This window comes from Mycobacterium sp. (genome assembly GCF_040509115.1).
Classification (GTDB): domain Bacteria; phylum Actinomycetota; class Actinomycetes; order Mycobacteriales; family Mycobacteriaceae; genus Mycobacterium.
Genome location: NZ_JBEVLO010000039.1, coordinates 1 through 12572, shown reverse-complemented (window position 1 = coordinate 12572; position 12572 = coordinate 1). Strand labels below are relative to the sequence as shown.

The following is a 12572-nucleotide window of genomic DNA, read 5'->3' as shown; positions in this document are numbered from 1 at the left end:
TATCGCTCGTCTATGGTTGACCCGCGTCGTCACCCGGCGCCCCATTGACACGAAGAGCAGACGAAGGAGCCGCGGCGGTGGAGTTCGAGGTCGTCATCGAGATCCCGAAGGGGTCGCGCAACAAGTACGAGGTCGACCACGAGACCGGTCGGGTCAAGCTCGACCGCTACCTCTACACGGCGTTCGGATATCCCGCTGACTACGGCTTCTTCCAGAACACCCTCGGCGAGGACGGCGACCCGCTGGACGCGCTGGTCCTGCTGCCCGAGTCGGTGTTCCCCGGTGCCATCGTCGACGCCCGGCCGGTCGCCATGTTCAAGATGACCGACGAGGCGGGCGGCGACGACAAGCTGCTGTGCGTGCCAGCGGGCGATCCCCGCTGGGAGCACATCCAGGATCTCGCCGACGTGCCGCCGTTCGAGCTCGAGGCCATCAAGCACTTCTTCGTGCACTACAAGGACCTGGAGCCGGGCAAGTTCGTCAAGGCCGCCGACTGGGCGGGCCGCGAAGAGGCCGAGGCCGAGCTGCAGCGCTCCGTCGAGCGATTCAAGGCAGAAGGCCACTAGTTCACTGATTTAGCACGCCCGTAACACGCGGTAACCCGCGTGTCGTTTGGAAAACCCATTCTGACGGATGTGTTGATGCACCAGGGGATCGGCCTCGAGGCGTTCAACGCGTTGCCGGAGCGCAAGGCCGTGCACGCGCTGTACGAATGCTGCAACAGCATGACGATGGCCCGGCACCTGGCCTACGGCCGTGCCTACCAGGACCACGACGCGCTGTTCCGGCATGCCGATGCTCTGCTGTTCGCCATGCCCGAAGCCGCGATCGACCAGATCCTCGACGCCTGCCCCGAGCTTGGCCGTCGGCCGCGCAGCGAGAAGAGCCAGGCCGAGCAGTGCGCACTGTGGGACGACGATGCTGCCGTGATGGCGGAGCTCGCCGCGTCGGCGCGTGCCTACGCCACCAACTTCGGGTTCGGATTCGTGATGTTCGTCGGTGGAGTCAACGCGCGTGCGGTCCTGGCCACCATCGCCGACCGGATGCACAACGACCTGGAGACCGAACGCAAGGTCGTCCGCAACGAGTTGGCGAGGATCAATCGCTCGAGGCTGGAGCGCATGCTGGGCCCCGAGGGTGGCTACCAGAACTGGTAGGCAACGGGTAGCCACCGCCGTGGACGCGACGAGCAGATGGGTCGTGTGCTGCCTTAGGCTCGTCTGAGTGAGCACCCCGTCTGAGAAGAACCGCGCCCTTTCGCACTTCTTGTCCCTGCCCGATCTGGCCGCGCGGTCAGCCGGTGGTTCGGTGCTGTGGGCCAACGACGATCTGTTCGCCGAGAAGGAGAACCTGATCAAGCCCGCGGCCGCGGAGTTCCGACCCGCGACCTTCGGCCACAAGGGCCAGGTCTACGACGGCTGGGAGACGCGGCGCAGGCGCGGGGCGATCGCCGATGCGTCGGACTCCGTCATCGTCCGGCTCGGAGTGCCGGGCATCGTCCGCGGCGTGGTCGTCGACACCGCGTGGTTCACCGGCAACTACCCGCCGCAGATCTCCGTGGAAGCGGCCTACGTGTCGGGCTACCCGTCGGTCGAAGAGCTCATCGAGAAGACGCAGTGGACCACCCTCGTCGAGCGCACCGGGGTGAACGGGGACACCCGCAATCCGTTCAAGGTGGATTCGGCTCGGCGGTGGTCGCACGTGCGGCTGACGATCTATCCCGACGGCGGTGTCGCGCGGTTCCGGGTGCATGGCGAGGGTTTGCTCGATCCCGACTTCGCCGACGGTATGACGCTGGACCTGGCGGCACTCGAAAACGGCGGCCGAATCACGGGCTGCTCCAACATGTTCTACAGCTCCCCCAACAATCTGCTGCTCCCTGGCACCGCCAGGACGATGGGCGACGGTTGGGAGACCTCCCGCAGGCGGGACAGCGGAAACGACTGGGTGCAGGTCCATCTGGCTGGCCGCGGCGTGCTCAACGCCGCCGAACTCGACACGTCCTACTTCGTCGGCAATGCGCCGGGGATCGGTCGGTTGTCCGGGCGTGACGGGGACGGCGAGTGGTTCGAGCTCCTGCCAGCGACCGATCTGCTGCCGGACACCAGGCACCGCTTCCTGATCGCCGATGACCGCCCCATCACGGAGGCCCGTCTGGACATCCACCCCGACGGCGGGATGGCGCGGCTGCGACTCTTCGGCAGCCTCACCGCCGACGGCTTGCAGCACCTCCGCGACGTGTGGGAGGCCACCGCGTAGCTCGGTGCGCCAAGCCTGCCTGCGCTTCATGCGCTTCACGCGCGCGGCCCGCACTCCGCGACACAGCATCGGTGGCGGCGACACGCCGATGGACGCCGCCATGGTTGATGCCTCGCGGAGTGCGGCGCCCGCTCCGAACGGACGACGCGCCACTTCACGTCGATCTACGACGGGCTCTGCTGACCCGTCGCCAGCGACGCGAGATGCCTGCCGATCGGCAGGGCAGCGGTCGCCGCGGGTGACGGCGAGTTCAGGACGTGCACCATGCGGTCGGTTCGTTCGACGACGAAGTCGTGCACCAGCGTGCCGTCGCGACGCACGGCCTGTGCTCTGATACCCGCCTCGTGCGCAAGCAGGTCCGCCTTCGTCAGTTCGGGAGCGTACTTGCGGCACTCGCGAAGGTAGCGATCCTTGAAGAGCGAGTTGCCAATTTCCTTGAGGCCCAAGCGAACGTTGGCCCGCGCGACGCGCCAGAGTCCGGGGAAGGCAGCCATCCGGGCGGTGTCGCGCGCGTTGAAGGAGAACTTCGGGTACCCCTCGCGGGCCAGGCCGAGGACGGCACTGGGCCCGACGCTGATGCGGCCGTCGATGGTGGGGCTCAGGTGCACGCCGAGGAACGGAAGCTCGGGATCGGGCACGGGGTAGATGAGTCGCTGCACGAATCCCGCACGTCCAGTGGGCAACTGGTAGTACTCGCCGCGGAATGGAACGATCTGCACGTCGACGGAGACACCCGCGAGTTCGGCGAGCCGGTCGGCCTGCAGCCCGCCGCAGACCACCAACCGGTCGCACGTCATCGTCGTGGAGTTGGTCGAAACCAGCACGCCCGCCGAGGTTTCGGTGATTGCCATCACTCGCTGATTAATCCGCACCTCACCGCCGGCCTCGATGATCAGATCGGCGAGCTTGCGAGCCACCCGCGTGTAGTCGACGATGCCCGTGGCGGGCAGATGTAGCGCGCCGAGCCCCGTCACGTTCGGTTCGAGCTCGCGGAGTTCGTCGCGGCCGAGTCGAGTACAAGAGATGCCGTTCACCGCGGCGCGGCCCTCCAACGCCGTCATTCGAGCGAGCTCCGCGGAAGTGGTTGCGACGATTAGCTTTCCACACTCGGAGTAGTCGATGCCGTGTTGCGCACAGAAGTCCTTGGTGGCGCGCTCCCCCGCCTTGCAGAAACGCGCCTTCAGGCTGCCTGGCTCATAGTAGATGCCGGAGTGGATGACGCCGCTGTTGTGACCGGTCTGGTGCGCGGCGACGGCGCCCGCGGCCTCGAGGACGACGACGGAGGCGTCGGGATCGGCCGTGAGCAGGTGGTGCGCCGTGGACAGCCCGACGATGCCTGCCCCGATCACGCAGTAGCGGACTCGTGTCATCGCTTCGCACGTTACAAGCCGCGGGCCCGGCCTACTGCCTAGTTCACGACCAGGTTCTAGTTCACGACCAGGTTGATCAGGGTCTCACCCCGGGCGAGCCTGCCGATGTTCGCGGCGACGTCGTCGGCACGGCCTGCGAACGTGTCGGTCGTGACCCCCGAGGAGTGCGGTGTCATCACCAGGTTCGCCAACTCGGCGAACGGCAGCTCGCTGGGGACGGAGCGACCGTCGGGGCCCGGGTAGCGGTACCAGACGTCGATGGCGGCGGCGCGGATGACGCCGTCGTGCAGCGCCGTGTAGAGGGCGCGTTCGTCGACCAGCGGTCCCCGGCCCACGTTGACGAGGATCCCGTCGGGCCCGAGCGCGCGCAACTGGTCGGCGCCGATCATGCCCTCGGTGGCAGACGTGAGCGGCGCGGAGACCACCACCACGTCGGAGGCCGACAGCAGGTCGTCGAGCCGCGAGGTGTCGCCGACCCAGGACAGCCCGTGGGCTGCGGCGTCGACGCGACCGGAGCCCGTCACCGCGGCACCGGTCGCACCGAGGGTGCGAAACAGTTCCCACGCACGCTGGCCGATGTGACCGAATCCGACGAACCCGATGCTGGCATCCCGAAGCGTCGGTAGTTGGGCGATGTCGCGGTCGTACACCGAGGTCGCCCACACGCCGCGCCGCAGCGCCCGGTCCTGCGCCAGGAAGTCGCGGCGCAGCATGATCGCCGTCGCGAGGACGTACTCGGCGATCGAGCGTTCGTGGTGGAACGTGTTGGCCACCAGCACCCCGTCGGGCAACGCGGTGAAGTCGACCCGGTCGGTACCGGCTCCCGCCACGTGGATCAGGCGGAGCTTCTCGGCGGCGCCTGCCATCTCGCGGGTGAATCGACTTCCCACGTAGACGTCGACGTCACGGAGCGCGTCGAGCAGGGTCTGCGGGTCCTTGTCCACGTGCCATTCGACTTCGCTCCCGTGCGGGATGGCGACCTCGAATCGCTCCCGGTGTGGCAGCAAGTTGGCGTCGGCGACGAGGATCTTCACGTGCATCAGCTCCGTTGCAGCGCTGGACGTTTGCTGTCAAAGGTCCAGCCGGGAATCAGGTACTGCATGGCGGCGGCGTCGTCACGCGCGCCGAGCCCCTCGGCGAGGTAGAGCTCGTGCGCGGCGTCGACGGCTGCCTCGTCGAGTTCGACACCCAGCCCGGGGGCCTGCGGGACGTCGAGGTAGCCATCGACGATCTCGTACGGCCGCTTGGTGATTCGCTGTCCGTCCTGCCAGATCCAGTGCGTGTCGATGGCGGTGACCTCCCCGGGCGCCGCAGCGGCGACGTGGGTGAACATCGCCAGCGAGACGTCGAAGTGGTTGTTGGAGTGCGAGCCCCAGGTCAGGCCCCACGCGTCGCAGAGTTGGGCAACGCGGACCGAACCGGCCATCGTCCAGAAGTGCGGATCGGCGAGGGGGATGTCGACGGCTCCAGCGCGGATGGCATGACCCAGCTCGCGCCAGTCGGTGGCGATCATGTTGGTGGCGGTCGGCAAGCCCGTGGCCCGTTTGAACTCGGCCATCACCTCGCGTCCCGAGAAGCCGCCCTCCGGTCCGACGGGGTCCTCCGCGTAGGCCAGCACGCCGTCGAGTTCTCGGCACGTGGTGATCGCGTCCGCCAGCAGCCAACCACCGTTGGGATCCAGCGTGATTCGGGCGTCGGGGAAGCGGTCGGCCAGTGCGATCACGGCCTTCGCCTCGTCGGGCGCGGGGAGCACGCCGCCCTTGAGCTTGAAGTCGCGGAAGCCGTACCGCTCGCGGGCCGCCTCGGCGAGGCGAACGACGGCGTCGGGCGTCATCGCCTCGTCGTGCCGGATGCGCAGCCAATCGTCGGCGCCGGGGGCCTCGTCGGCCGCGGACTGGTAGGCGAGGTCGGTTCTGGTGCGGTCGCCGACGAAGAACAGGTACCCGAGCGCCTGGACGCGGCTGCGCTGCTGGCCGTCGCCGAGTAGCGCTGCGACGGGAACGTCAAGGCATTGACCGAGGAGGTCGAGAAGTGCCGACTCGACGGCCGTCACGGCGTGCACCGTGACCCGCAGATCGAACGTCTGGGCGCCGCGGCCGCCCGCGTCGCGGTCGGCGAATTGACGTCGAATGTCGGCGAGCACCGCATGGAAGTCGCCGATTCCTCGGCCCTCGACGATCGGACGGGCGTCTTCGAGCGTGCGGCGGATCGATTCACCGCCGGGCACCTCACCGACTCCGGTATTTCCATCGGAGTCGTTGAGGATCAACAGGTTTCGGGTGAAGAATGGGGCATGCGCACCGCTGAGGTTGAGGAGCATGCTGTCGTGGCCGGCGATGGGGACGACTCGCATCGAGGTGACCACCGGGGTGCGATTGGGCTGGGGCGAGCGAAGCGACGGGGATTGCGGCTGCCTCATGCCCTCAGCCTACAAAGGTCCGTTGATACTCGTCCAACACTCTTATGGCATGGATTGATGCACCGCACGCATCGCAGATCACTGCGCGAACCACTTGTCCCCGTTGGCGACGGGCCGCAGCACCCGACTCACCTTGTCGCCGACACTGCGCAGCGCCTCCACGATGACGCGTTCACGCTCCGGGGTCAGCCGCGCGACGGGGACCGAGGCGCTGATCGCATCCTGCGCGGGCCGGGTGTATCCCAGTGCCACGGCGAAACACCGCACTCCTTCGGTGTTCTCCTCGTCGTCGGTGGCGTAACCGCGGATGCGGGCCGTCTCCAATTGCTCCTCCAGCGCGGCGCGGTCCGTCGTCGTATGAGTGGTGATGGCCTGCAAGACCTCCGGGAGATGACGGTCGCGCTCGACGCCGAACCGGTCCGACAGCAAGGCCTTTCCCAGTGCGGTGGCATGTGCTGGCAGTCGTCGACCGACGCGGCTTGCCGTGCGGCGATACTGCCGCGACTCCCTGGTGGCCAGGTACACCACGTCGCACGCGTCGAGCCTGCCGACGTGGAACGTCTCGTCGAGATCCTGATGCAGATCGTCGAGGAATGGCGTGATCACCGGCAGGTACGGGTCACTGTCCAGATAACTGGTGCCGACGAGTAGCGCACGGATCCCGATGCCGTACGAAGTGCCGGACTCGTCGGAGCGGACCCAGCCCTGCGCCATCAACGTCCGCAGCAGCGCGTGCGCACTGCTCCGCGGCATGTCCAGGGCGGTGCTGATCTCCCGGATCCGGGCGGGCCGGTCCTGCCGGGCGGCGAGGTACTCGAGGAGTTCGACCGTGCGCGCGGCCGACTTCACCCCCGCCCGGGCGGGGGACGAAACAGTCCTGTGTACAGCGACATCCGGCGAGGGTGTGCCGTCCGGTGTCGTCACGGGACCACTATCCCAGATGGCCGCGGCCGCTGGGGGCACCTCACCAGACACCCAGCTCGTGCGAGATCAGAATGGCCGCGCCGGTGGCGGACATCGAGATCGCCGTCCAGCGCTGCCGTTTCGGGGTCAGCAGGTCGTTGACGTGGCGCGACAGCACGTAGCCGGCCAGCAGCGCGGGAGCAAGGAGCGCACAGTTGCGGAACGTCTCGGCATGCACCGCACCGGTGAGGGCCAGAACCACGATCGACAACACGGACCCGACCAGGAAGAACCCGCTCATCGTGCCGCGCAGCCGAGGCCCGCTGCTGTTCTGCCACACCAGAGCCATCGGTGGACCGCCGATCGACGTCGCGGTGCCGAGCACGCCGGACGTCGCACCCGCGAGCACCAGGTTGCGACGCCGCGGCGCCGGGATCCAGCCGACGCTGGTCAACAGCACGCCGACCAGCACGACGGCTGCGATCAGGATCGCCAGTGCGCGTTCGGGTATCGCCGCGAGAAGCAGCGCACCCGCGACGGTTCCAGGTAGCCGTCCAAGAAGTGCCCAGCCGGTGCCGGAGAGGTCGATGGCCTCGCGCTCCCGTACGGTGACCGCCAACGTGACCAGCGCGGCCAGCATGATCAGCGTCCCTGGAATCAGGCTCGGGTCCACGAGCGCGATGACTGGCGCGGCGAGCATTCCGAGTCCGAAGCCGATCGACGCCTGCAGGCACGAACCCATCAGGATCGCGATGGCGATGATCACGTACTCGGTGACGCTCACGCGCTGTGCACGAGTACCGCCGGTTCGCCGATCAACGGGTGATGGCACTCCGCGCCGTGCCCGACGTCGTTCGGATCGACTGCCAGCGGCGGAGACTCCGCCGCGCAGACGTCGGTCGCCTTCCAGCATCTGGTCCTGAACCGACACCCCGAGGGCAGGTTGAGTGGCGAGGGGACCTCGCCCTTGAGCAGGATGCGCTCCTTGCGATGTGACGCATCGAGTTTGGGCGCTGCCGACATGAGCGCTGCGGTATACGGGTGGGTCGGGGCGTCGAACACGGCCTCGGTGGCCCCGGACTCGACGATGCGACCGAGGTACATCACGGATACGCGATCGGCCACGTGCCGGACCACCGACAGGTCGTGCGAGATGAACACGTAGGAGATCTGCAGCTCCTGCTGAAGTTCGTTGAGCAGGTTGAGCACCTGCGCCTGCACGGAGAGGTCGAGCGCAGACACCGGCTCGTCGCAGATGATCACGTCGGGGTTGAGCGCCAGTGCCCGAGCGATGCCGATTCGCTGCCGCTGCCCGCCGGAGAACTCCTGCGGATACTTGTCGACCGCCTTGGCGCCCAGCCCGACGAGATCGAGCAGCTCGCGCACCCGCTTGTCGCGGTCGGTCTTGCTCTCGAACATCGTCTTGTGGGTGCGCCACGGCTCGGCGATGATGTCACCCGCCGACATCCGCGAGTTCAGCGACGCGTAGGGATCCTGGAACACCATCTGAACCCGGCGCCGGAACTTCAGCAGGTCCTTGCCGCGCAGGCTGAACGGGTCGATGCCGTCGAACGACACGGTGCCCGAGTCGGGCCGTTCAAGCATCATCAGCGTGCGCGCCAACGTGGACTTGCCGCAACCGGATTCACCGACGAGCCCCAGCGTCTCGCCGCGAGCCAGGTCGAGGGTGATGCCGTCGAGCGCCGTCAGCACGTTCTTGCCGCCGCCGGGCACCTTGAACGACTTTCGCAGGTCACGGACCTGGAGAAGTGAGTCAGACATGGGCCGCGACCTCCTGCGAGAAGTGGCAGGCGGCCTGGTGCCCGCTGCCGACGATGGTCAGTTCCGGTCGGTCGGATCGACAGACGTCCTGGACCAGCGGGCAGCGATCCTGGTAGGCGCAGCCCGTGGGGATCGAGTGCAGGTCCGGCGGCGATCCACCGATGGACTTGAGGTCTTCGCCGCGGACCGCGTTCACCGGCACCGAGTCCAGCAGACCCTTGGTGTAGGGATGCCTCGGGTTCGCGAACACCTCTGATACCAGGCCGGTTTCGACGATGTTGCCCGCGTACATCACGGCGACCCGATCGGCCTCCTCGGCAACGAGGGCGAGATCATGGGTGATCAGCAAGACGGCCATGTCGTACTCGGTGCGCAGGCTTCGCAGCAAGGCCATGATTCCCGCTTGTACCGTGACGTCGAGTGCGGTGGTCGGTTCGTCGGCGATCAGCACGCGCGGGTTCAGTGCCACCGCCATCGCGATCAGCAGTCGCTGCCGCATGCCACCGGAGAACTGGTGTGGGTAGGAGTTCAGCCGGGATTCCGGCTGCGGAATGCCAACGCGCGTCATCAATTCGATGGCCTTGCGCTTGGCCTCCTTGGACTTCATCCCGTGATGGATCCGAAATGGCTCGGCCAGTTGGGTTCCCACGGTGTAGAGCGGGTTGAGCGCGGTCAGTGCGTCCTGGAAGACGATCGCCAGCTCCGTGCCTGCGAGCTGGCGTCGCACCTTGCGGTCGACGGTCAGCAGATCGGAGGTACCGTCGCGGCCGGTGAGCATGGCCGACCCGCCGGTGACCTCGGCGACGGGCTCGAGCAGACCGACGAGGGCGGTCGCCGTCATCGACTTGCCGCATCCCGATTCACCGAGCAGCGCGAGGGTCTCGCCGCGACGGGCGGCGAACGACACCTGGTTGACGGCGCGGACGGTGCCGCCGACCGTGCGGATGTCCACGGTGAGGCCGTCGACGTCGAGGGCGGGTTCGGCGTCGACGACGCCTGCGGGTGGGTGTTCTGCGACAGCGGTCATGGCAGTTCCTTTCACGACAGACGCTTGGTGGACTTGGCGAAGCGGGACAGACGCTTCTGCGGGACGGTGAGGCGCCACCGCTGACCTGGGTCGGTGGCGATGCGGGCCCACGCGGCCAGGATGGTGGCCGACACCGTGGTGATGACGATCGCCAGTCCGGGGAAGAAGGACAACCACCACGCGGTGTTGAGGTAGGTCCGCCCCTGGGCGACCATCAGGCCCCAGCTGACGTCGGGAGGCTGGATGCCGATGCCAAGGAAGCTCAGGGAGCTCTCCGCCAGCATCACGTAGCAGAAGTCCAGGGTGGCCACGGTCAGCAGAGTCGGCAGCACGATCGGGAACACGTGCCGCATGATGATCGACGACGCGCTGGCACCGAATGTCCTTGCAGCGTCGACGAATAGCCGGCTCTGCAGCTCTGCCGACTCGGCACGGGCGGTGCGCAGGTAGACCGGAATGCGGGTCAGCGCGAGGACGGCGACGATGTTGGCCGCGCTCGGCGAGAACACGTAGAGGACCACGACGGCGAGCAGCAGAGACGGAAAGCTCATGATGACGTCGGCGACGCGCATCGCCACGGTTTCCCGCCAACCGCGGTAGAAGCCCGCCCACATGCCGACCAGCGATCCGATGACAGCTGAGATCACCACCGCGGGGATGGCAACCGACAGCGTGGTCTGGCTGGCGACGACGAGCCGGGCCAACATGCTGCGGCCCAGCGGGTCGGTGCCAAGGACGTTGGCCCAGCCGTGCGCCAGGGTGAATGGCGCCTGATTGGAGTTGTCCAGGTCGATGCTGGTGGCCAGGTGGCCCATCAGCACCGGACCGATCAGCGCGGTGAGGAACACCAGCGCCAATATCACTGCGGCACACGCCGCGACGCGGTCGTTGGCCAGAAGCCGGAACCACACCGACGAGCGCTTGCCCGCAACCGGTTCTCCAACGATCGCGGTCGTCGGCTTGACCGGGACGAGGTCGAGTTGAGTGCTCATCGTGTGTGTCTCCCTTGGGGCGAGCGAAGCGATGGGGGGTTCATCTAAACTCTTGCCGGTTCCCGCACGCGTGCGTCCAGCAGCGCGTAGCAGGCATCGATGGCGATGTTGAGGATGAAGATGCTGACGGCGGTGAGCAGTACCGCGGCCTGCAGTACGGCGAAGTCGCGTTGCAGGATCGCGTCGATCATCAGCTTGCCGATGCCGGGCCACCCGAAGATGGCCTCGACCACCACCGCGCCGTTGATCAGGCCGACCGCCAGGTCGCCCGCGACGGTCAGGGCAGGGGCTGCGGCGTTGCGAAGTGCGTGGTGGGTGACGACGCGAAAATCGCTGGCACCCTTGCTGCGGGCCAGTCGCACGTAGGGTGCAGAGAGCGCGGAAACCATTGCGCCACGCACGACTTGGGTGAGCACGCCGAGCGGACGAATCATCAGCGTGGCGATCGGCAGGATCCACGACAGCACGCCGCTGTCCACGCCGGAGGTCGGCAGCACGCCGAGCAGAACGGCGAACAGCCACACACCTGTGATCGCGAACCAGAAGTCCGGGATGCTGGCGGCCGTCATGGACAGCAGGCTGGAGAAGCGGTCGGCCAACGAGTTCGGCCGATAGGCGGCCCAGCAGCCGATCACCACGGCGGCCAGGATCGCGAAGAACATCGTGGTGACCGCGAGCTGCAACGTGGCGGGGAATGCGCGCAGCGCCATCTCCGACGCCGACTCTCCGGTCCGCAGCGAGGTGCCGAAGTCCAGGTGCACCACGCCCTTGAAGTAGTCGACCAGCTGAGTGGTCAGCGGAAGGTCGAAGCCGTTCTTCGCGGCGAACTCCGCGCGTTGATCCGCAGTGGCGGACTCGGGCAGGTAGAGGTTGGTTGGGTCACCGGTGAGCCGGGCGAGCAAGAACACGCCGAGCAGCACGATGATCAAAGGCAGTGCGCTGGTGTACATCCGGCGCCGTACGAACGAGAACATGGGCTGTGTCTCCCTGGGCTTTGTTGGGCTACGACGCGTCGGCGTCGCCGCCGGTGCCTGCGGTCGCCATGGTCATCTCGGACAGGCGCATCTCGTCACCGGTCGCGGAGTTGGGGACGTAGTCAACGCGCGGCGACTTGCCGAGGATGCCCTTCATGTGGGCGAGGTAGGCCATCTGCAGGATCTCCTGCGGTTCCTCGGCGAACAGCTTCGCGAACGCGTCTTGGCGGGCCTGGCCGGTGAGGGCTTCCGCGGCTCTGATCTTCGTGTCGAATTCCGGCGTGCCGTAAGCGGCTTGCGGGCCATCGCTGAGCATGTACTGGTCCATGGTGAAGGCGGCGTCACCCGCTTGGTTGCCGTGCTGGATCATCAACAGGTACGGGCCGGTGTTCTCCGGGAAGGGGCGGAGCTGGTATTGCAGCTGGCCCGCCGTGTCCATCATCTCGATCTTGACGTTCAGTCCGATGTCGGTGAGCTCACTCTGGATGACCTCGATGGTCTCGGCGATCTTCGGGAACTGCGCGGTGCGTCCGATGAGCCGGATCTGGCGGTCGACGGGCACTCCGTCGGCCTTCGCCTCGGCGATCAGTTGCTTGGCCTTGTCGGTGTCGTGCGGCCACAGTTGCAGCTGATCGTTGTAGCCGACGACCCCCGACGGGATCAGCTGCGACGCGGGGTCACCGAGACCGCGGAACAGCGCCTTGACGATGCCGGTGCGGTTGATCGAGTAGTTGATGGCCTGGCGTACCCGGATGTCGTCGAGCGGGGGCTCGGTGGCCTGGATGCGCAGGGCGGTGGTCTCGTTGTTCTGGAACGGCACGCCGAGATCTTCGGCTCCGTCCTCCG

Annotated in this window: 13 protein-coding genes; 3 read left to right on the top strand and 10 right to left on the bottom strand. The window is 67.3% G+C overall.

Annotated features, from left to right (window positions below; all coding sequences use genetic code 11):
• Nucleotides 1-77 precede the first annotated feature (77 nt).
• The 3 genes from ABW137_RS03315 (at nt 78) to alc (ending at nt 2259) form a co-directional block, all read left to right on the top strand.
• On the top strand, nt 78-566 hold the full coding sequence (locus tag ABW137_RS03315; RefSeq protein ID WP_526396859.1) for an inorganic diphosphatase: 489 nt from the start codon (nt 78-80) through the stop codon (nt 564-566).
• 75 nt (nt 567-641) lie between these two features.
• Nucleotides 642-1157 carry a 2-oxo-4-hydroxy-4-carboxy-5-ureidoimidazoline decarboxylase gene (locus ABW137_RS03310; protein ID WP_526396857.1) on the top strand — a complete coding sequence of 172 codons (516 nt, stop codon included), beginning with the start codon at nt 642-644 and terminating at the stop codon, nt 1155-1157.
• A 67-nt stretch (nt 1158-1224) separates the two neighbouring features.
• A complete protein-coding gene (gene alc / locus ABW137_RS03305; protein ID WP_526396855.1) occupies nt 1225-2259 on the top strand; it encodes an allantoicase in 1035 nt (344 codons plus the stop codon).
• Between the two features lie 164 nt (nt 2260-2423).
• On the opposite strand, the gene lhgD is transcribed toward alc, so the two are convergent.
• From lhgD to ABW137_RS03255, 10 genes are all read right to left on the bottom strand, one after another.
• On the bottom strand, nt 2424-3629 hold the full coding sequence (lhgD, locus tag ABW137_RS03300) for an L-2-hydroxyglutarate dehydrogenase (RefSeq protein WP_526396853.1): 1206 nt from the start codon (nt 3627-3629) through the stop codon (nt 2424-2426).
• Between the two features lie 56 nt (nt 3630-3685).
• The gene (locus ABW137_RS03295; protein ID WP_526396851.1) at nt 3686-4663 is read right to left on the bottom strand and encodes a 2-hydroxyacid dehydrogenase; all 978 of its coding nucleotides are present in this window, start codon (nt 4661-4663) and stop codon (nt 3686-3688) included.
• A 5-nt stretch (nt 4664-4668) separates the two neighbouring features.
• Nucleotides 4669-6048: an enolase C-terminal domain-like protein gene (locus ABW137_RS03290; RefSeq protein ID WP_526396849.1), complete on the bottom strand. Its 1380-nt coding sequence runs from the start codon at nt 6046-6048 to the stop codon at nt 4669-4671.
• Between the two features lie 78 nt (nt 6049-6126).
• Complete coding sequence (locus ABW137_RS03285; protein WP_526396847.1) at nt 6127-6972, bottom strand: IclR family transcriptional regulator; 846 nt, start codon at nt 6970-6972, stop codon at nt 6127-6129.
• A 40-nt stretch (nt 6973-7012) separates the two neighbouring features.
• Nucleotides 7013-7735 carry a TSUP family transporter gene (locus ABW137_RS03280; protein ID WP_526396845.1) on the bottom strand — a complete coding sequence of 241 codons (723 nt, stop codon included), beginning with the start codon at nt 7733-7735 and terminating at the stop codon, nt 7013-7015.
• Complete coding sequence (locus tag ABW137_RS03275) at nt 7732-8733, bottom strand: ABC transporter ATP-binding protein (RefSeq protein ID WP_526396843.1); 1002 nt, start codon at nt 8731-8733, stop codon at nt 7732-7734. Before ABW137_RS03275 ends, ABW137_RS03280 begins: the two co-directional genes overlap by 4 nt.
• Nucleotides 8726-9760 (bottom strand): ABC transporter ATP-binding protein, encoded by a 1035-nt coding sequence (locus ABW137_RS03270; RefSeq protein WP_526396841.1) that lies wholly within the window; start codon nt 9758-9760, stop codon nt 8726-8728. The genes ABW137_RS03275 and ABW137_RS03270 overlap by 8 nt, the downstream gene beginning before the upstream one ends.
• Nucleotides 9761-9771: 11 nt before the next feature.
• Entirely contained in the window at nt 9772-10752 is a 981-nt protein-coding gene (locus tag ABW137_RS03265; protein WP_526396839.1) for an ABC transporter permease, read from the bottom strand.
• A gap of 44 nt (nt 10753-10796) precedes the next feature.
• Nucleotides 10797-11726 carry an ABC transporter permease gene (locus tag ABW137_RS03260; protein ID WP_526396837.1) on the bottom strand — a complete coding sequence of 310 codons (930 nt, stop codon included), beginning with the start codon at nt 11724-11726 and terminating at the stop codon, nt 10797-10799.
• 28 nt (nt 11727-11754) lie between these two features.
• Nucleotides 11755-12572, bottom strand: an 818-nt coding sequence (locus tag ABW137_RS03255; protein ID WP_526396835.1) for an ABC transporter substrate-binding protein, incomplete at its 5' end; no start/stop codon positions are given.